Raw genomic sequence first — 20,218 nt, forward strand, 5'->3', positions numbered from 1 at the left:
GATGCGAACGTCAGGCAAGGCGCTCTCCCGGCGGCAGACATACTTGTCTTTCCAGGTCCTGTCCTCCTCCCCCAGTGGTGGGAGAAGATCACCGTCGCTCCCTTGCACAGGCCGAGAGACAGCATGGACGCGCGCAGTGTCCTCGTCTTCGTGTCTTAGTCGACGCCTTCGGCCTCGTACGCCCCCGAGCACTTGCTGATCCTCGGCAGCTTCAGCACGTCAGTCACCTTGCTCTCGACCCGCTCACCGTCCAGCGCGCGGTCCAGGTCGACTTGGAGGACCTCGCCCTGGTCTGCGTCGCACACCGGGCGCTGTGCCGAGAAGAAGTCGCAGCCCTGGATGTCCGTGACCGGCCGGTCGAGCGTGCTCTCCCCCGCCTGCGGAAGGTCGCCGCCGTCCGAGGGGGTGGACTTTTTACCGGGTCGCCGTGGCGGGCGAGCGCGGCGCGAAATCGGACGACGGGGAAAAGGGCGTGGTCGATGCCAAGGGCGGTACCCGGAGCCCGGCGTCGCCGAGGCCGGCGCAACGATCTCACCGGCGCCGGACATGCAGGAGCAATGAGCCGCGACCACGCCAGCGCCGAGGAGCGCCTCTGCTGCCTCCGTGCCGAGCGCGTCGACCCGATTCGGGGATGTGGCGGGCGGCCTCGTAGGGCCCCATGTTGGTGCCCTACACGAAGGTGGTGATGACGTACCGGCCGAAGGGGTCCTTCAGCTTCGGCTCGTTGCCGGAGGCGGGCCCGAAGCGACGCCACCCATCCACCCAATACGCCGTGCGGGAGATGATTCCGAGCAGTGAGCGCTCCGGTGTGAAGAAGAGATGCAGCTCATGCGCGGTGATCAGCCGCTTGAACCGGGTGTGAGTAGTTGAGGTACAGGAAATCCCGGCGAGAATGATCATGGTCGTCTAGCACACGCGATCGGCCTGGTGCGGGGGTTCGGAGGAAGATCCTCGATCGCTGCCGGGGCATGGCTACCGTCCGCCGCATGCCGGTGGAATTTTTAACTGATGAGCAGGCCGAGGCGTACGGGACGTTCACCGAGGTGCCCACCCGCCCGGAACTGGAGCGGTTCTTCTTCCTCGACGATGACGACCGCGACCTGATCGCCCTGCGGCGTATGGACGCACATCGCCTGGGCATGGCCTTGCAGATCTGGTGTGTTAACTGCACCAGTGCCTCCGATCATGGAGCGAGATGATCTCCGCCTGCAAGGAAGAGTGTGTTGCAAGACCTGCATCGCCAGCTGATCGAGGGCCGGGCCGATGTGCCGCGCGTCGGCTCGGTCATCGAGCTGGAATCCATACCTCGGTACACCGTTCTCGACGCTGACGGGGCCGCCGTCGCCCCCGTCCTTCCGTACCTCCGCGGCCTGATCCTGGACGACAACCGGCCGCTGACCGCCAAGAGTTACGCGTACGATCTGCTGCGCTGGTACCGGCTGTTGTGGTTCCTCGGCATCCCCTGGGAGCGGGCGACGGAGGCAGAAGCGTCCGCGTTGGTCGGATGGCTCCGGGTCGCCCCGAATCCGCAGCGCCGCCGACAGAACCCGAACGCACCGCAGCCCGGCTCGGTGAACCCCCGCACGGGCAAGCCGTACCTGAAGGCTGGCTACGCCCCCAGCACGATCAACCACTGTCTGACCGTGGTCAGCAGCTTCTACGCCTACCACCGGCATTACGGCCGGGGCCCGCTCGTCAACCCGGTTCCGGAGTCACGGGCACAGCGCCGGGCCCTCGCTCACCGGGCCCCGGACAGCGCAGTCCCTCAATTCCGGCGGGCCAGACTCCGCCAGCGGGTCCGGCGGACCGATCCCCGCTCGATTCCCGACTCGATGTGGGACGAGTTCTTCGGGGCGATGACCTGCGACCGTGACCGGGCCGCGGTCCTGCTCTATGTCTCCAGTGGCTCCCGCGCCAGCGAACTCCTCGGGGTCACCCCGGGAGACATCGACTGGGCCAAGCAACTGATCTGGGTGATCACCAAGGGGACCGACGACCGCGAGGCAGTCCCGGCCAGCCCGCAGGCGCTGACGGTCCTGGCCGCATATCTCGACCACATCGGGCTGCCGTCGGCCGACGAGCCGGTTCTCCGCACCCGCCGAGGCCCGGACCGGCCGCTGACCTACTGGGCGATGCGGCGCGTGATCCAGCGCGCGAACGAGAGACTCGGCACGAACTGGACCCTGCACGACCTGCGCCACACCGCCGCGACTCGGATGGCGAACGACCCCAACCTCACCCTCGCCCAGGTCCGCGCGATCATGCGGCACACCGACCTGGCCACCACCGGCCGCTACCTCAATGCCCGAGTCGAGGACCTTTTCGACGCCCTGCAGGCCCATTACAACCGCCCGCGGGTGCAACGGAGCTTCGCCGCTGGTTACGACCCCGACGACGTCAAGGCGGTGTTCGGTGCCTAACCGCACGACGGTAGAGACCTACACGGTCCGCAACCGGCGCCAGAACTACGACTCGGCGCCCAGTCAGACGGAGCCGAGAAGGTTCACCAGCGCATCACTGAAGGCGGCCCCAGCTCCCCGGCCCGCGAAGCCTCCGGCCCCGTTCGGGGACCTGTCGCAGGCCAGCATCGACGATCTGTGCGGGCTTGCCCGTCACGCGTGGCCGAACCAGGGGCGCTCACTGGTGGAGAAACGCACGGCCGGCATCCGGATGCTCTTCGGGCACCTGGAGTCGCTGTCGGGGCAGACCTGGCAGGAGCGCTGGGAGGCCAGCGGGTTCAACGAGGAGAACGCCCTCTCGGTCAATGTCCTGGGACGGCCAGGGGTCGGCTACGACGGCAGCAACATGGTCTCGGCGCTGAAGATGGCCTTCGCCGCCCGGATCATCCAGCCCTCGCTCTCTGGGTTCCGGGCGAACAAGTTCTCCGACTACGCCGAGCCGTTCCGGAAGATCCAGCAGGACCCCCGGCTGGACGAGTTCTTCAAGACGGTCGACGCTCAAGAGCGGCTCACGACGATGCACCGGCAGCGGGCGAAGTTCGATCTGACCTGCGCGCTCACGACGCAGGGCATCAACCTGGAGGACCTGACCCCGCCGGCTTTGCTGCACTACTCGCTGGAGAACAAGCGTCTGGGGCTGACGCCCGGCGCGACCAAGAGGACCACGCGTTTCGCGGCTCTGGGCGCCTGGGAGATCCTGCACAGGATGGGGCACTTCCCTCCTGGGACGGCCCCGACCCTGAGGACGTTCATCTATGACGGTCAGCGAAGCGTCGAGGAACTCGTCGACCGCTACAACATCAAGAACGCCGCGGTCCGGCAGCTCCTGATCGACTATCTGGCCCGGCGCAAGGCCGACACCGACTACATCACCCTCGAAGGTCTCGCCCGCCAGCTGGCCAGCCTGTTCTGGGCCGTCATCGAGGAACTCAACCCCGAGCAGAAGGACCTGCATCTCGGCCAGGAGCTTTACGACCAGTGGCGGGCCGAGATCCAGTACTGGCGGAAGAACGGCAAGGCCGACCGGACCCGGCTGCGAAAAGACGCTGCCTCTGTGCTGCTGGCCGTCCGCTGCCTCTACGTTGACCTTCACAGTTGGGCCGTCGCCGAACCGGAGCGGTGGGCTCAGTGGGTGGCTCCCTGCCCGATCCTGCCGCGAGATCTCAAGGGGTTCGGCAAGCGGCGCCGCGAGATCAACCGGCGGATGGCCGACCGCACCCGCGCTCGCCAGCCTCTGTTGCCGGTCCTCGTCCGACATGTTGAGGAACGTTACGAGCGCCTGGTGGACCTGCTGGAGGCTGCCCGTCCCGTCCCTCTTGGCGAGCCGTTCGAACACCAGGAGCGTCGTTACAGCCGCACGGATTCCCGCGAGGACCGCCGCCGGGCCAAGACCCTGGCCGAGCCGTCCGTCCGGATCATCGACCACAGCACCGGCGAGATGATCAACGTGACCATAGCGGAGGAGTCCGCGTTCTGGGAGTGGGTGGCAGTTGAGATCCTGCGGCACAGCGGCATCCGGGTCGAAGAGCTCGTTGAACTGACCCACCTCAGCATTCGCCAATACGAACGGCCCAACGGCGAGGTCATCGCTCTCCTGGTCGTCGCCCCGTCGAAGAGTGAACGCGAGCGGGTTATCCCGATGTCCGCCGAGCTGTTCCATGCCATCGCGCAGATCATCCGCCGCCAGACCCGCAACGGCCAGGCCATTTCCCTCGTGACCCGATATGACTCGCACGAGAAGCTCTGGTCAGAACCTATGCCGTTTCTGTTCCAGCGTCAGCTGGGGACTGTCCGCAATGTCATCGCCCCGCACACGATCCTCAACATGCTCGCGCGCAGCTGCGAGGAGATCGCCGAGAGCGCCCCGGCGTTCGCCGGCACCAAGTTCACGCCGCACGACTTCCGTCGGCTCTTCGCGACCGAGATCGTCAACGGCGGCCTTCCAATCCATATCGGTGCCGCCCTCCTTGGACACCTGAATCTCCAGACGACACAGGGTTACGTCGCGGTCTTCGCCGAGGACATCGTCAAGCACTACCAGGAGTTCCTGAACCACCGTCGAGATCTGCGTCCCGAGCACGAATACGGCGATGTCACCCCGGAGGAGTGGGCGGAGTTCGAGGAGCACTTCGACAAACGCAAGGTCGAACTCGGCAACTGCGCTCGTCCCTATGGATCACCCTGTCAGCATGAACACGCCTGCGTGCGATGCCCGATGCTGCAGGTCAGCCCGAAGATGCTGCCGAGGCTCGCAGAGATCGAGAAGGACCTGATCCTCCGTCGCAGGCGAGCCGAGGAGGAGCAGTGGCTCGGTGAGATCGAGGGCATCGACCTGACCCTGACCTTCGTCCGCACCAAGCAGGCCGACGCGGCCCGTCTCACGCGCCGGTCCCCCGTCGCCCTCGGCATCCCAACCGTCCCATCATCGAACAGATGACGCCCAGGGGCGGACGCTGGCGGTGACACTCCCGAAAGACGGAGGCCACGGCGTGAGTGAATAGGGGACATGCTCTTCGACTTCACGCACGACCACGACGGTGAACGGCTCAGCGGCGTATACGGCGGTGACCCTTCCGGGGTCACCGCCGTGGTGCTGCATGGCGCGGGCACGAGCAGCACGGAGCGACTACTCCCGCTGGTCCGGGAGTTTGTGGCCCACGGCTGTCGCGGGATCGCCTTCGACTTCTCCGGGCACGGCGAAAGCACCGGCAAGCTCAGTGAGTTAAGCCTGCGACGACGGTTCGAGCAGGCCGTCGCAGTGATCGACGCGTATGCGGGAGAGGACGGGCCGCTGGCCCTGGTGGGGTTCAGCATGAGCGGCCAGACCGTGGCCGATCTCGTCCGGCACTACGGAGACCGGGTAGCGGCGCTGGGGCTGTGCGCGCCAGCCGTGTATACCGCCGAGGCATGGGACGTGCCCTTCGAGGATGGGAACGGCCGGTTCAGCGGGATCATCCGGCAGCCGGACAGCTGGCGGGAGGCACCCGCGCTTGACGTGCTGCGGGCGTACGAGGGCCGGGCGGTGCTCGCCGTGCCGGGCACGGACGCGGTGATCCCGTCGGCGGTGACTGAGGCCGTACAGGACGCCCTGGCCGCGCGCGCCCAGTACACTCGGTTCGACCTTCCGGACGCACAGCACCAGCTGGGATTGTGGTTCCGCGACAACGGCGACGACCGGCGGGAGTTCGTTGAGGCAGTGCTGACTGGCCTCGACGACCGTGGCTGGACGGCGACGCGTGCGTGGGTGACCAAGCAGCTCGGCCACGGCCGCACGGTCGCCGACTCGCACCTGCTGTCCGGCGGCTGGAGCTCCCAGATGCGCCGGCTCACGCTCGACGACGGCACGGCTCTGGTGCAACGCACCTTCGTAAAACCGTTCTTCCGCCACCACGGACCCGGGCTGCTGGCCCGCGAGGCGTCCATCCTGACGCTGCTCGCCGGGCAGGAAGGCATCCCGGCACCCGGGTTCGTCGCTGTGGACGCCACGGCCGAACAGTGCGACCACCCGACGCTGTTGATGTCCGCGCTACCGGGCCGCGTCCGCGTCGACGAGGACGACCTCGACCGCCGCCTGGACCTGCTCGCGGCCCAGCTCGTCCGCGTCCACGGCGTCGTACCGGCCGAAAGACCACGCACCTACCAGGCATGGACAACCCCGGACCGCGTCCGCACCCCGGACGGCCCCCTGTGGGAGCGGGCCGTGGACGTGATCCGCCGCGACCCGCCGCCATACGACGGCTGCTTCCTCCACCGCGACTTTCACCCCGGGAACGTGCTCTTCACGGGAACCGGGCCCACGCTGCGGATCATCGGTGTCGTGGACTGGGTCGAGACCTCGTGGGGACCTGCCGACCTGGACGTGGCGCACTGCTCGACCGCGCTCGCGCTGCTGCACGGGCCGGCGTACGGGCTGGACTTCCGCGAGCGGTATGAGGCACACGGCGGCCGCGACCTCGCCCACGACCCCGACCACCTGTACTGGCGGCTGCTGGACGCCCTGCACTACTGCCCCGACGCGGCGAAGCTGGCCGGGCCGTGGCGTGACCTGGGGCGGGACGATCTGACGTCCGAGGTGCTGGGAGAACGGCTGGAGGCGTACGTGGACGGACTACTGCAACGATACGGCTGACCAGCCCTGGATCACTCGCCTGACACCGACCCGAGGAGGCGTGCGTATTGGCCGCCGTGGTGCTCGTTCATGGCCTGTATCACTGTCCCGAACACTTCGCCCTGGTGACAGAACTCTTGCGGACCGCAGGAACCGAGGTCGTCGTTCCCGAGCTCCACAAGGGCTCATTGCCGGCTGACACAGCCGCGGTCCAGGCTGTCATCGACTCGCTACCGGAGCCTCCGACCGTGCTCGGTCACTCCTACGGCGGGTCAGTGATCACCGGGGTGCACGGGGCGGGACACCTGGTCTATCTGGCGGCCTTCGTGCCGGATGTCGGCGAGAGTGCGGCCGGTCTGGGTGGCGCGTCCCCGCAACTCCAGGACGCAATCACCCCTGAACCCGACGGCTCGACCAGCCTGCACCCCGACCGGGCTGCCGACACCCTCTACGGCGACTGTCCCGAACCTCTCGCCGCCTGGGCGGCTGGCCTGCTGCGTGCGCAAGCCTCCGGCTGCGGGCGAGGCATCCCAGAGCGGCACAGCTGGAAACACACTCCCTCCACCTACATCGTCTGCGCGCAGGACCGGGCCATCGACCCGGTCCTGCAGTGGAAGATGGCCTCGCGCTGCAGCGACGTGCACGAGTGGCAGACGGGCCACTCTCCGTTCGTAGGACGGCCCGATCTCGTCGTTGAACTTCTGCAGGAACTGCTCTGAACCGCAGATACCCCGCGCCAGCCCGATGAAGGGGTCACAACTGCTCGTTGATGTCCCAGGCACAGGCAACTGAGTGATCAGGCGCTGGACTTAGTGGTCGACTCTCGAAGTCCTTCGGGGGTTGACTTCGGAGCCGGTCGTGGGTGTGTCCGCGGTCAGATGCCCAGGGCGGTGAGGTGGAGCCTGCAGACGCAGTCCAGGGCTTCTGCGGGACTGCCACTGGGGCTGCCGCTGGGCAGGAGGGCGTCCTCGTAGCGGGCGCCGGCGGCGGAGTAGGGGGCGAAGCCCCAGCGGCTCGCGGTCCCCAGGTAGCGCAGGCGTATCAGCTTGACGGTGTCGCCGCCGGGCAGCCGGCCTTCCACGTAGGCGAATGCGCCACGGTGCCGGATGTGCAGGGCGGCCAGTTGTGGCCAGGCCGTGTCGGCGTGCTCGAGCAGCTGCTGCTCGAGGGAGAGGCGGACGTACTCCGTAGGCGTGGGCACGAGGACCATCCTGCCCCATGGCCCGGTCCACGGCCGCGGCAGAATGCCGGGCACAGTGATCAACTACTCCGGATCGGCGTGTCTGCCTTGCCCGTTGCCACTGCCCGCCCGATAGCCCCGACCGCCGCCGAACGCGCCCGGCTGAAGAAGATGGCCTACGGACAGAAGACCGAGCACCGGTTGAGGATGCGCGCCCAGGTCGTCCTGCACGCGGCCCGCGGGCGCTCCAATGCTCGCATCGCCCGCGAGACCGGGCTGCACCTGGACACCGTGCGCACGTGGCGGGGCCGCTTCGCCGCGCGGGGCCTTGTCGGGCTGGCGGACCGTCAGCGCTCGGGGCGCCCGGCCCGCTTCACCGCCCTGCAAGCCGCCCAGGTCAAGGCACTGGCGTGCCAACTGCCCGCCGAGAGCGGGGTTCCGCTTTCGCGCTGGTCGGCCCCGGAGCTGGCCCGTGAAGTGGCCGCCCGGGCCATCGCCGGCTCGATCTCCGCCTCCACCGTGCGGCGCTGGCTGCGCGAAGACGCGATCAAGCCCTGGCAGCACCGCTCCTGGATCTTCATCACCGACCCCGACTTCCGCCGCAAGGCCGAGCGCGTCCTGGACCTGTACGCCCGCACCTGGGACGGCCGGCCCCTGGGCGTGGACGAGTACGTGATCAGCGCCGACGAGAAGACCTCCATCCAGGCCCGCTGCCGCTGCCACCCCACCCTGGCACCCGGACAGGCGAGGGCGATGCGGGTGAACCATACCTACGGCCGCGGCGGCGCGCTGGCCTACCTGGCCGCCTACGACGTCCACCGCGCGAAGGTGTTCGGCCGCACCGAGCCGCGCACCGGCATCGACCCATTCATGAACCTGGTCGCCCAGGTCATGAGCCAGGAGCCCTACGCCAGCGCCAAGCGGGTGTTCTGGATCGTCGACAACGGCTCCTCCCACCGCGGTAAGAAGGCCGCCGACCGGCTGGCCACCGCCTTCCCGAACGCGGTGCTGGTGCACACCCCGGTGCACGCCTCCTGGTTGAACCAGGTGGAGATCTTCTTCTCCGTCGTGCAGCGCAAGGTCGTCTCGCCCAACGACTTCACCGACCTAGCCCAGGTCGGGGACCGGCTCCGAGCCTTCGAAGACCGCTACAACGCCACGGCACAGCCGTTCCAGTGGAGGTTCACCACCTCCGACCTGAACGATCTGCTGGCCAGACTCGACCGGCACACCACCGGTCACCAGGAAGAATCCTCCGTCGAGCTGGCAGCGTGATCAACCCCCGAAGGACTTCGAGAGCCGACCACTTAGCCGCGATCCTGGTGAGCAGCTTGTCGCGCGGGGCAGGCCATTCGTCCGCAAGCATGCTGTAGTACAGCGAGTCACGGCGCGTGCCGTCCTGGCGGATCACGTGGCTGCGCAACGTCCCCTCGTACTCTCGGCACCGCCTTCAGTGTTCGCCTGACTTGACTTGGTGCAGAGAAGCACGGTTCGCTACATCGGCCGGTTCCTCGGTGAGGACCCACTCGCGGTGCCGTGGGAGGCCGTGGAGTACCTGGCCGGACAGCTCGGCATCGCCGATGCCTCGTGCGTGAAGCGGTACCCGGAGCGCCGGTCGACGGTGTACGAGCACGCGGCGGAGATCCAGAAGCGGTTCAAGTACCGGGACTTCGCGGATCGGAAGTGGGGGCGGGAGTTCCGCGGCTTCCTGTACGGGCGGGCGTGGACGCATGCCGAGGGGCCGGTGGCGCTGTTCAACCACGCGGTGACGTGGCTGCGGAAGAACCGGGTGCTGCTGCCCGGCGTTTCGGTGTTGGCACGGCAGGTGTCGGAGGCCCGGACGGTTGCCGAGCGGCGCTTGTACGAGGCGGTGGCCCGCGCCGCGTCCCAGGCTGATCCGTCGCTCGCGCCGGCGCTGGCTGAGCTGCTGGTGGTGCCGGCGGGCAAGCGGGTCTCTGAGCTGGAGCGGCTGCGTATTCCGCCGACCAAGTCGACGGGTACGGCGATGGTGCGGGCCATGGAGCGGGTGGAGGAGATCTCGGCGTTCGCGCTGGGGCGGGTGAACCTGTCCCGGGTGCCGGTGAACCGGCTGTCCACGCTGGCCCAGTATGGGCAGTTGAGCAAGGCGCAGACGATCGAGCGGGCGCCGGAGCCGCGGCGGACCGCGCTGTTGACGGCGGTGGTGCGTCAGTTGGAGGCGCAGGCGGTCGATGACGCGCTGGACCTGTTCGCGGTGCTGATGGCGAACCGGCTGATCAGCCCGGCCCGGCGGGCGTCGGACCGGGATCGTCTCGCGATGCTGCCGCAGCTGGAGAAGGCGGCCCGCATCCTGGCGAAGGCGTCGAAGATCCTGACCGAGGAGCTGGAGCTGGAGCTGGTCGCCGAGGCCGGGACGGACCTGGACGTCGGCGCGTTGTGGGCGGCAGTCGAGGAGGCCGTGCCGCGTACGGCGGTCGCGGGGGCGGTCGCGACCGTGGAGGCCCTGGTGCCGGAGGACGACGGGTCGGCCGAGGCGGCGATGCGGGAGAAGCTGGCCCTGCGCTACAACACCGTCCGGCCGTTCCTGTCTCTGCTGGGTGAGTCGGACGCGCTCGGCGCGGCCCTGGCCGGGCGGCGGGTGCTCGCCGCGGTGCGCCGTCTGCCCGCGCTGTCGCGGCGGCGGGTGAAGGACCGGCCGCTGCTGCCCCGTGAGGTCGACGCCGAGCTGGTGCCGGCGATGTGGAAGCGGGCGGTGTTCTCCAACGCGAAGCTGCCGCAGGGCGCTGTCGACCGGGACGCGTACGTGGTGTGCGTGCTGGAGCAGCTGCACCGCGCGCTGAACCGGCGGGACGTGTTCGCCTCGCCGTCGAACCGGTGGGCGGACCCGCGCGCGAGGCTGTTGGACGGGCCACGGTGGGAGGCGATGAAGGCGGACGTGCTGGCGGGCCTGTCCCTGTCCGAGGACGTCGGCGAGCACCTGGACCAGCTGGTCCGGGGCCTGGATGCCGCATGGCGGCAGATGGCCGACCGGCTCGCGGAGGCCGGTGACGACGCGAAGGTGGAGGTCGTCGTCCCTGAGGGCGGCGGCAGGGCCAAGTTGTCGGTGGACAAGTTGGGTGCGGTGGGTGAGCCGGAGTCGCTGACCTGGCTGAAGCAGACCACGGAGGCGATGCTCCCCCGGATCGAGCTGCCGGACCTGCTGTTCGAGGTCCATTCCTGGACCGGGTTCCTCGACGCCTTCGGCCACGTCTCCGAGCGGCGCACCCGCATGGAGGGCCTGCTCGTCTCCCTGGTCGCGTTGCTGGTATCCCAGAGCTGCAACATTGGCCTGACCCCGGTCATCGACACGGAGAACAAGGCGCTGACCCGCTCGCGCCTGTCCCACGTCGACCAGAACTACGTGCGCGCCGACGCCATCGCCGCGGCGAACGCCGCGCTCATCACTGCCCAGTCCCGTATCGAGCTGGCCCAGATGTGGGGCGGCGGGCTGCTCGCATCCGTCGACGGGCTGCGCTTCGTCGTCCCGGTCAAGAGCATCAACACGGGTCCCTCGCCCAAGTATTACGGCTACAAACGGGGCGTGACTTGGCTCAATGCAGTTAACGACCAGGTGGCGGGGATTGGCGCGATGGTCGTGCGCGGCACGCCGCGCGACAGCCTGTACACGCTGGACACCCTGCTGAACCTCGACGGCGGGGTGAAGCCGGAGATGGTCGCGACCGACAACGCCTCGTACTCGGACATGGCGTTTGGCCTGTACAAGATGCTCGGCTTCCGCTTCGCTCCGCGCTTCCGGGACCTGGCCGATCAGCGTTTCTGGCGGGTCGACCTGCCCGACGACGGCGGTGAGCCGGCCGTCGGGTACGGGCCGCTGGACGACGTGGCCTGCAACAAGGTCAACCTGAAGAAGATCGCCACGCACTGGCCGGACATGCTCCGCGTGGCCGGGTCGCTCATCACCAACCAGGTCCGCGCCTATGACCTGCTGCGGATGTTCGGCCGCGAGGGCCACCCGACCCCGCTGGGGGCCGCGTTCGCCGAGTACGGGCGGATCGACAAGACCATGCACCTGCTCGCCCTGGTCGACCCGGTGGACGACACCTACCGGCGGCTGATGAACCGGCAGCTCACCGTCCAGGAGTCACGCCACCGGCTCGCCCGCGCGATCTGCCACGGCGGCCGCGGCCAGATCCGCCAGGCGTACCGCGAGGGCCAGGAGGACCAGCTGGCCGCCCTGGGCCTGGCCCTCAATGCGGTGGTGCTGTGGAACACCCGCTACCTGGATGCCGCCCTGGCCCGGCTCCGCGCCGAGGGCCACGACATCAAGGACGAGGACGCAGCTCGCCTCTCCCCGCTCAAGGACCGGCACATCAACTTCCTGGGCCGCTACCTGTTCAACATCACGGCCAGCGGCCCCGGCCAGGGCCTGCGGCCTTTGCGCGACCCCGCGGCCGAGGACGACGAGGAAGAGGACTGACCGCCGGCGCACCCAAGACGTTAGGCCGTTCGTTGCACCCCGTGCAGGCCGGGCGGCATCGCCTGGGTACCCAGCGCAAGAAAAGAATGCTGATCGCCGAATACCTGGCGCTCGCCGACCGGCCGTGGCCCAGCCGACGAGTCGAGAGCAGGAGGCTCAGCGGGCCAGCAGGCTTCGGATTGCGGCTGCGATCTCGTCGGGTGCCTCTTCGGCCATGAAGTGGCCTGCTCGGGTCAGCCGGTGGTCCAGGTCCGGCGCCCATGCCTTCCACACCCCGGCAGCGTCGTAGCCGAGCTGTGCGCCCCAGTCCTGCTGGACGACCGTCACGGGCATGGCCAGCTGCGACCCGGCGTCCAGGTCCGCTTGGTCGTGCGTGACGTCGATGTCCGCCGAGGCCCGGTAGTCCGCGACGATCGACGTCACTGCTGCGGCGCTCGCGCGCAGGTATTCGGCACGTACATCCTCGGGCATGGTGGTCGGGTTGTTGGCCCAGGCGTCGAGGAACGAGCCGAAGAACGCGTCCGCGCTGCCTGCGATCATCGCCTCCGGCAGGCCCGGCGGCTGCGCCATCAGGAAGAGGTGGTAGCCGACCGCCGCCGAGGTGCCATGCAGGACGTTCCACATGTCGAGCGTCGGCACGATGTCGAGGATGCCCAGGTGGGTGATGGTCTCAGGGTGGTCCAACCCCGCCCGGAAGGCGACCAGGGCGCCCCGGTCGTGGCCGACGAGGGCGAAGCGCTCGTGGTCGAGCGCCGCCGCCAGGGTCACGACGTCGGCGGCCATGGTGCGCTTGGCGTACACATCGGGGTCGTTGGCCGTCGGCTTGTCGCTGGCGCCGTAGCCCCGCAGGTCAGGACAGATCACCGTGTGTTCGTCGGCGAGCCGCTCGGCGACGTGTCGCCACATCAGGTGGGTCTGGGGAAAGCCGTGCAACAGCACGAGCGGGCTGCCGCTGCCGCCGACAGCTGCAGCCAGCTCCACACCGTCCGCACCGGGCAGGCGGATGTGATCGAAGCCGGGAATGGTGGGCGTCATGAGGGACCGTCCTTTCGGGTCGGGGACTTGACCGGATCAGCTTGGGCGACGGCGATCAGCAGCCGATCAGTACGGTTGGGCGCAGCCGGCCCCTGGCACGGAGGATGGTGGCATGCGAATCGACGTGCTCGGTGTGGTGCGGGCCCTCAGCGACGACGGCAGCCCGGTTGACCTGGGCGGACCCCGCCATCGTGAGGTACTCGCCCGGCTCGTCGCCGCCGAGGGACGGATGGTCACCACCGATACCCTTGTCGATGACCTGTGGACCGATCCGCCTGCCCGCGCCGTGGGCGCTTTGCGTACGTTCGTCGCCGCGCTGCGCCGCGCCCTCGAACCCGACCGGCCGCCCCGCAATCCGCCGCGCGTCATCGTCACCGAAGGTCCCGGCTACGCGCTGCGCCTGCCGCGCGAGGACGTGGACGTCCACCGGTTCCAGGACACCCTGGCCCGAGCCCGCCGCAACCCCAACGGGGTGACCGACCTCGGCGCGGCACTCGCGGCCTGGCGCGGACCCGCCTACGCCGATGTGACCGGCTCCGCATGGGCGCAGCGCGAGCGGACCCGACTGGAGGAATTGAGGTTGGAGGGGGTGGAACTGCGCGCCCGGATCCTCCTCGACTCCGGGGAAGGGGCCGATCTCGTCGCCGAACTGGGTGCCCATGTCGCCGAACACCCGTGGCGTGAGCCGGCCTGGGAGCTGCTTGCCCGCGCTCTGTACCGCGCGGGCCGCCAGGCCGACGCGCTGGCCACCCTCCGCCGCGCCCGCGCGATGCTTGTTGACCAACTCGGACTCGACCCGGGTGGCGACCTTCAGCGTCTGGAGACGGACATCCTCAACGGGTCCGCGCGCCCCGAAGGAGTACCTACCGCGTGGACCGGCCCTGGTGTCCGGCTCGGCCCGCGCACCACCGTGGATCTGGCCCGCACTCTCGCACTGGCGGGTGGCGACGCCCTCGTCCACTCGCGGCGCGACCGCCTCGCCGCCATCCAGGCGGCGGAACGCACGGGAGACCTCTCCCTGACCGCCCGGATCATCGGCGCCTACGACGTGCCCGCCATCTGGAGCCGGGCCGACGACCCCGAACAGTCCCGCGCCGTCGTCGCGGCTGCCGAGCGCACGCTCACCGGGCTCGGCCCAGACGGCCCCGCCGACCTGCGCGCCCGCCTCCTGGCCACGGTCGCCGTCGAGAGCCGCAGCGCCGATCTGTCCGGGACCGAGCTGAAGCACGCGCAGCAGGCGGCGCGTCAGGCCGAGGAGTTGGCACGACACCTGGCCGATCCCGCCCTGCTGGCCTTCGCCCTCAACGGGGTGTTCCTTCAGTCCTTCAGCAGCCCCGGGCTCGCGGCCGCACGGGACAGGACCGGCGCCGAGCTCCTCGACCTGGCGACCCGGCACGAGCTGCCGAACTTCGCCGTACTCGGCCGACTCGTCCGCCTGCAATCCGCCTCGGCCCTCGGCGACCTCGACGCCGCGACCTCGCACGCCGATGCAGCCGACCAGCTAGCCGCCACCACCGAGGCGCCCCTCGTCTCCGTCCTCACCGGGTGGTTCAGGGCCCGGGCCACGGCCGCCCGCAGCGCCGAACCTGGCGGACCGACCGCCGCCACGGCAGCAGCGCACTACCGCGCTGCCGAGGACGCCCTCCGGACGGCCGGAATGCCGGGGCTGCACCGTGGCCTGTTCCCGCTCGCCCTACTGGGACTGCGCCTGCTGCACGACCGGCCCGCGCCCACCGACCCGCACCTCGACTGGGGCCCGTACAGGCCCTGGACGCGACCCCTCGTGCTGCTCGCCCAGGACCGGGGCGAGCAGGCCCGTACCGCCCTCGCCGCGGTGCCCGAACCACCGCGTGACCACATGCAGGAGGCCGTGTGGTGCCTGACCGCCCGCGCCGCCGTGCGCCTCGGCGAGCGCGGAATCGCCGCGCACGCTGCAGCTGCCCTGCGTGATGCCTGTGCAGAACATGCCGGCGCCGCTAGCGGAATGCTGACCCTGGGCCCGGTGGCGCGGTACCTGACAGAGGCGGAGGCATGCGCCGGAGCGGGGTAAGCGACCGTAATCCGCAGACGCCGTGCCTGTCCGCGTCTCACCCCACGGCCCCGGCGGAATCACAGGTCGCCATGACGTTCAGGGGTATTCGTCGCCGACGCCAGGCGGTCGGCGACGGTCTCGACGCCACGCGTGGTGATCCACTGCCCGTAGGTGTTCGCGCAGGGCGCTGCGGCAATCTAGGCGACAGCCCTGGCGGTGGTCCCTGCTGTCAACCGCATCGTGGGGGCCAGCGGGCCGTCTGCAACTGCTTGGTGACAAGCGTGACGCTCGGCGATTCGCATAAATGACCAGTTGCGAGAGTTCTGCGAACACCCCGGAACCGCCCGCAAATCCGCAGGTCGCCGTTCGCAGAACCCCTCTCAAAACCGGCGTGTTGTGCGAGACAGTTCTGACACACTGCCCGGGTGGATCTGACGCCCGATCAAGCGGCAAACGCGGTAGAACGAAACGACTGTCCGAAGTGTGAAGCCCCGGCCGGCAGCCCGTGCCGCACCCGGAGCGGGAAGTGTGCGACGAAGTACCACACCGCCCGCTTCATCCTCGTGCCCGCGCTCCGCGAGGAGCTGATGGTGCCCGTGCCCGAGGATCGCGGCCCCGGGCGGCCGTGGAAGGCGGGCGCGCCCGCCCCGTCCCTGCCGGCTGCCCCGGCGGCCAAGCCGATCCGGGTCGGGTACGCCCGCTGCTCAACCGCCCAGCAGGAACTCGCCCCCCAGCTCACCGCGCTCGAACCGGTCTGCAAGCGGATCTTCTCCGAGAAGATCTCCACCCGTATCAAGAACCGTCCCGAGCTGGAGAAGGCGCTGAAGCTGGCGTACGACATCAAGGAGGCCGCCCCCGACCAGGAGGTCATCCTCACCGTCCACGAGCTCAAGCGCCTCGCCCGCAACGCCGCCGAGCTGATGACCCTCTCCGGCCAGCTCCAGGCCGCCGGCGTGCAGCTCGAACTCCTCACCGGCCCGCTCACCGGCATCTACGACCCCAACGGCATGGGTGCCATGTTCTTCGCCGTCCTCGCCGTCGCCGCCCAGCTCGACCGCAACTACATCCGCGAGAAGACCCTGGAGGGTCAGCAGGCCGCGGCCGCCAAGGGCAACCACGGCGGACGACCCAAGGTCATCGACGACGACTCGCTGCTGTTCGCCCGCGCACTGAGGGACCGCGGCGTTCCCGTCCCCGAGATCGCGGGCAACCTCACCATCAAGACCGGCAAGAACGCGGGCAAGCACCCCTCGGTCGCCTCGCTTTACCGGGCGCTCGCCGAGGCCGAAGACGCCGCCGGGTCCGACGATGCACAAGTCATCGACCCCCGCCGTCCGGTCCACGCCTGCATCACCGGGCCCGGCAGCGGCACCGACCCGGCGCTGATGGAACGGCTCACCGCGCAGGTCCTCAACCGCGACACCGTGCTGGACGACCTGGCCCGCCAGGCCGAAGGCGGCTCCGACGACCTGGTGGCCCAGCTGCTCGCGCAGGCCCGGAACGGCGACCGGTAGGGGGAGCACAGCAAGATCAATCTCACCGGGATTTCCTGTACCTCAACTACTCACACCCGTGGAGGCCCGCGAGTTCAGGGAAACTGAAGGACTTTCCGTGGGAACCCGCGGGCGGACGGTCGTGTTGTCGTGGGTTCGTGCCCCGGGTTCATGCGAACACGCGGGGTGGGTGCCGAGCAGGCCCACCCCTGGGTGCCTTCCCTGGAGACGGTGCTGACACCGTAGGAGTCATGAGAGCAGAAGGAACGACACCAGAACCGGAAACCTCTGTGCAGAGTGGGCTCACATCTCTGGGTGAGGTTGCGTGTCGTTATCGGGCGGATGAGATACGCCCGGAGGATCTGCCGATGATCGCGGCTGAGGCGCTCGCAGCCGGACTGGACACCCCGACATTGTGCGAGCTCGCCGGTTGGCCTCGCAACGCGGATGCCCGCGATATTCGCGACGCGTTCGAGCAGGCACTTGCTGAGTCCGGGATCGGGTTGCCGGATCGGGGACTGGCACGGCGCCACGCTCTGCGCCGGATGGCGGCGAGGCTCATCGATGGAGAGATAACTCCTGCTGACCTGGCGACGGACGACTGGTGGGAGACGGAGGTCGAGACGGCGGCGGAGCAATCGTTCGTGGCGCTGATCCCGCAATGCGATTGCTGCATCGAGTACACGTTGGGGCTCGACCAGCAGACGTGGGCGACCCAGCTGCGGGACGCTGCCCTCGCCCTGACGTCGTCTCCGCCGATCGGCCCCGGATGCTGACTGTGCCTCGCGTGCTCATCCTCAGCAAAGGCGTGGACCGGTCAAGCAGGCTTCACTGAAGTGGCTGTTCAGCGGCCTGGTGCAGCAGCGCTCGTGCGGAGTCCGCGTAGCGCATCGCGGTCTTCTCGTCGAGCCCGAACACCTCGGCGAGGTGGAGCGGGTCGGGCCCGTGGGTCAGGGCCTCTTCGAGTTGGCGGTCGACGCGGAGCCGTTCCAGCGTCGCGTCCTGCCCGCGCATCGCGGCGCTGATCCAGTGGTTGCTGGCGCGGCTGGTCTTCGTGGCGGTCTGGTTGTTGATCAGGAGGTGGAGGTTCGCGGTGTTCGGCCATCGGCGGCGCCGGTGTTCCAGCCAGTCCAGCAGCAGCTTCAGGGTGAGGTCGTCGAGCGGGCGGACACGTCCGGCGATGGTCAGCCGACGGTTGCCGAGGTCGAGGTCGTCGAGCATGAGGTTGGCGATCTGAGCGACCCGGGCGGCGTGGACCGCTGCGAGGGCGAGGATGAGCCGCGTCGCCGGGGTGGTGGCCGCCGCGACGGAGCGGTCGACCTGCTCGGGGACGAGCGGTTGCAGCACGGCGTACTCGTATTGCCCGACCTTGATCCGACTGGTGGGGTTGCGGAAGATCAGCCCGTTCCGCTTGGCCCATGTGAACAGCGAGCGCAGGGCGACGAGTTGGTCGTGGCGCTGATGGCCGTGCAGTGTCTTGATGTAGGTGAGGACGTCGTCGCGGGTCACCTCCCGCAGGTGGTCGTAGGGGTTCGACCATTCCAGCAGGGCCGGGCGGGCTCGGTTGAGGTAGAGCCAGACCGTGCCTTCCCGTCGCGGGAGGCTGCGGGGGCCGCCGTCGCGCAGGACTCGGGTCCAGCGCTCGGCCTCCGAGCGGATGCCGGGTGCGAGACCCTCCAACCTCTCGGCGAGCCAGCGTTCGAAGGAGGGTTCGCTGTCGTCCTCGAAGATCCCCATCTCTTCCAGGACCGTGACGGTGTGGCCGACCGGCAGGTCCAAGGCCCGCAGCGGGGCGAAGATCTCCGTGTGTCGGATGACGTCGCCCTCGACGTAGCCGGTGAGGACGAGGACCAGGCCGCGGTTGACGGCGAAGCGGATGTTGCGTCCCCAGCCGCGGGCCTCGGCGAGCCGGTGGGCGAGGTACTTTGCCCAGGCCAGCCACGGGCTGGCCAGGTCGGCGTCTGCCAGAGCGAGCCGGCTGTAGTCACGGGGGATCTGTGTGAACAGCGGTAGCTGCCGCCAGCCGGGATCCGGGCGCCAGGCCGGTGCAGGAGGTGGCTTGGGCGGGGCTCCCCGCCGTCCTCCGCGGGTCCGAGCCGCGGGGGTCGGTCTCCTGCGGTAGTGCATCCCGACGAAGAACAGTTGGTGATGCCGGACGGCCGCGAGCCGGTCCCGCACGTCCGTATTGTCCGTGGGCTGGCCGGCGACGGCCTTCGCGCTGAGGCGGGCCTGGCACCAGCACAGTCGGCAGTAGTTCCACTTCAGCGGCTGGACGCGGTGGCAGCCGGTGCATGCGGCCGCGTCGTGGCCGCGGCCGAACATGTAGCAGGTGGGGCAGAGGCGGCCGCTGAAGTTTCCCCAGGCCAGGCAGCTGTCGCAGGAGTCGGTGGGCTTGACGTAGCCCTTCGGGAACCGTGCCACCGAATCACTCCGGCGGCAGCGACCGGCCGTCCCGGCGCCTGGGGATCACCTTCGGTGCGGCGGTTTCCGCACCGACCGCGGCCCGTTCGGTCTCCTCTGCCTCGCCGGGGCAGCGGACCTTCTCCGGTTCGGGGATCAGCAGGTCTCCGATCTCGCAGCCGAGGGCCACGCAGATGACGTCCAGGTCCTCCAGTTTGAGCGAGACCGGCTGGCCGGACCACAGCCCGGACATCTTGCCGGCCGAGATCACCAGGCCGTGCTCGGCCAGGCTCCGCTGGAGTTCGGACGCCTTCCAGATGCCCTTGTTCGCGGCGGTCAGCCGCAGGTTCCACCTCATCGGGCCAGTCCTTCCAGCCGCTTCGCGGCCCGTTCCATCCCGGCGACCCAGGCGTCCTCGACCCGGGTCTGCTGCACGTGGATATACCGCATCGTGGTGGCGATCCAGGAATGTCCTAAGACCTCCTGGATTGCGAGCAAGTCCAGTCCGTTTCCGTAGAGTTGGGACGCGCAGAAATGCCGCAGGACGTGCGGTGTCAACCTGTCCGTCCAGCTCGCCAGATGAGCCTGGACCGCGTTGTCGAGTCCGTTGCGCAGCGCGTCGTCGCCGACCCGGCGGGCGGAGCCGTCGGTGTTCTTGCGCTCAGAGGGGAACAGCGGGGCACCAGGGCGAGTGTGATCGTCATCGAACTGGCCCCACACGTCCTCGATGAACCACCGCAGTGTCCGGTCGGCACCATTGATCAGCGGCACCATCCGCTCGCGCGGCCCCGAGCCACGGGACCCCTTGCCGTGGCGGACGTGGAGTTTGCCGAAGCGGCCCAGGTCCCACTTGATGTCGTCCAGGTCGAGCCCACATGCCTCGCTCACCCGCAGGCCGACCTGGGACATCAGCTTCGAGGCGGTGTAGTTCCGGGCGGTGGGGGCGAACTTCCGGCAGGTTGTCAATCCCCTGGAAACGTAGAGGCCTTCCTTACGCGGCTTGGTCCTTCTGGTGGTGCTCGGCTCGTGCTTCGCTGATGGTGCGTTCGAACTCG

Annotated in this window: 15 protein-coding genes and 2 pseudogenes; 10 read left to right on the forward strand and 7 right to left on the reverse strand. The window is 69.2% G+C overall.

Features of this window, described 5'->3' with window-relative positions; all coding sequences use genetic code 11:
- Positions 1-155: 155 nt before the first annotated feature.
- Both ACIBB8_RS31225 and ACIBB8_RS31230 read right to left on the reverse strand, forming a co-directional pair.
- Positions 156-305, reverse strand: coding sequence for a hypothetical protein (locus tag ACIBB8_RS31225; RefSeq protein WP_398957824.1), 150 nt, complete (start codon positions 303-305; stop codon positions 156-158).
- Between the two features lie 364 nt (positions 306-669).
- Positions 670-900, reverse strand: coding sequence for a hypothetical protein (locus ACIBB8_RS31230; protein ID WP_398957825.1), 231 nt, complete (start codon positions 898-900; stop codon positions 670-672).
- Positions 901-986: 86 nt separating this feature from the next.
- Here ACIBB8_RS31230 and ACIBB8_RS31235 point away from each other — a divergent pair.
- The 5 genes and pseudogenes from ACIBB8_RS31235 to ACIBB8_RS31255 all read left to right on the forward strand — a co-directional run.
- A pseudogene (locus tag ACIBB8_RS31235) lies at positions 987-1,163 on the forward strand (DUF4158 domain-containing protein); the annotation flags it as partial.
- A gap of 60 nt (positions 1,164-1,223) precedes the next feature.
- Positions 1,224-2,420 (forward strand): tyrosine-type recombinase/integrase, encoded by a 1,197-nt coding sequence (locus ACIBB8_RS31240; RefSeq protein ID WP_398957827.1) that lies wholly within the window; start codon positions 1,224-1,226, stop codon positions 2,418-2,420.
- Positions 2,413-4,896, forward strand: coding sequence for a site-specific integrase (locus ACIBB8_RS31245; protein WP_398957830.1), 2,484 nt, complete (start codon positions 2,413-2,415; stop codon positions 4,894-4,896). The genes ACIBB8_RS31240 and ACIBB8_RS31245 overlap by 8 nt, the downstream gene beginning before the upstream one ends.
- Positions 4,897-4,965: 69 nt before the next feature.
- Positions 4,966-6,588, forward strand: coding sequence for an alpha/beta fold hydrolase (locus ACIBB8_RS31250; protein ID WP_398957832.1), 1,623 nt, complete (start codon positions 4,966-4,968; stop codon positions 6,586-6,588).
- Positions 6,589-6,635: 47 nt separating this feature from the next.
- On the forward strand, positions 6,636-7,286 hold the full coding sequence (locus ACIBB8_RS31255; RefSeq protein WP_398957834.1) for an alpha/beta hydrolase: 651 nt from the start codon (positions 6,636-6,638) through the stop codon (positions 7,284-7,286).
- Between the two features lie 155 nt (positions 7,287-7,441).
- Here the strand turns inward: ACIBB8_RS31255 and ACIBB8_RS31260 are convergent, their stop codons facing one another.
- The gene (locus ACIBB8_RS31260) at positions 7,442-7,768 is read right to left on the reverse strand and encodes a hypothetical protein (RefSeq protein WP_398957836.1); all 327 of its coding nucleotides are present in this window, start codon (positions 7,766-7,768) and stop codon (positions 7,442-7,444) included.
- 78 nt (positions 7,769-7,846) lie between these two features.
- On the opposite strand from ACIBB8_RS31260, the gene ACIBB8_RS31265 reads away from it, so the two are divergent.
- Complete coding sequence (locus ACIBB8_RS31265; protein ID WP_398957838.1) at positions 7,847-9,022, forward strand: IS630 family transposase; 1,176 nt, start codon at positions 7,847-7,849, stop codon at positions 9,020-9,022.
- Between the two features lie 199 nt (positions 9,023-9,221).
- Positions 9,222-12,203 (forward strand): annotated as a pseudogene (locus tag ACIBB8_RS31270) (Tn3 family transposase); the annotation flags it as partial.
- A 156-nt stretch (positions 12,204-12,359) separates the two neighbouring features.
- Here the strand turns inward: ACIBB8_RS31270 and ACIBB8_RS31275 are convergent.
- A complete protein-coding gene (locus ACIBB8_RS31275; RefSeq protein ID WP_398957840.1) occupies positions 12,360-13,238 on the reverse strand; it encodes an alpha/beta fold hydrolase in 879 nt (292 codons plus the stop codon).
- 112 nt (positions 13,239-13,350) lie between these two features.
- On the opposite strand from ACIBB8_RS31275, the gene ACIBB8_RS31280 reads away from it, so the two are divergent.
- The 3 genes from ACIBB8_RS31280 to ACIBB8_RS31290 all read left to right on the forward strand — a co-directional run bounded on the left by ACIBB8_RS31280 (position 13,351) and on the right by ACIBB8_RS31290 (position 17,539).
- Positions 13,351-15,288, forward strand: a complete 1,938-nt coding sequence (locus ACIBB8_RS31280; RefSeq protein ID WP_398957843.1) for a BTAD domain-containing putative transcriptional regulator — start codon at positions 13,351-13,353, stop codon at positions 15,286-15,288.
- 569 nt (positions 15,289-15,857) lie between these two features.
- Positions 15,858-16,784, forward strand: a complete 927-nt coding sequence (locus tag ACIBB8_RS31285) for a recombinase family protein (RefSeq protein ID WP_398957856.1) — start codon at positions 15,858-15,860, stop codon at positions 16,782-16,784.
- 347 nt (positions 16,785-17,131) lie between these two features.
- Positions 17,132-17,539 carry a hypothetical protein gene (locus ACIBB8_RS31290; protein WP_398957846.1) on the forward strand — a complete coding sequence of 136 codons (408 nt, stop codon included), beginning with the start codon at positions 17,132-17,134 and terminating at the stop codon, positions 17,537-17,539.
- Between the two features lie 52 nt (positions 17,540-17,591).
- Here ACIBB8_RS31290 and ACIBB8_RS31295 read toward each other — a convergent pair whose 3' ends face one another.
- From ACIBB8_RS31295 to ACIBB8_RS31305, 3 genes are all read right to left on the reverse strand, one after another.
- Positions 17,592-19,184, reverse strand: a complete 1,593-nt coding sequence (locus ACIBB8_RS31295) for a hypothetical protein (RefSeq protein WP_398957848.1) — start codon at positions 19,182-19,184, stop codon at positions 17,592-17,594.
- Positions 19,185-19,188: 4 nt separating this feature from the next.
- Entirely contained in the window at positions 19,189-19,521 is a 333-nt protein-coding gene (locus ACIBB8_RS31300) for a helix-turn-helix domain-containing protein (RefSeq protein ID WP_398957850.1), read from the reverse strand.
- On the reverse strand, positions 19,518-20,218 hold a 701-nt coding region (locus ACIBB8_RS31305; RefSeq protein ID WP_398957852.1), incomplete at its 5' end, for a tyrosine-type recombinase/integrase. The genes ACIBB8_RS31300 and ACIBB8_RS31305, both read right to left, overlap by 4 nt.

The organism is Streptomyces sp. NPDC051286, assembly GCF_044455345.1.
In the GTDB taxonomy this organism is placed as follows: Bacteria; Actinomycetota; Actinomycetes; order Streptomycetales; family Streptomycetaceae; genus Streptomyces.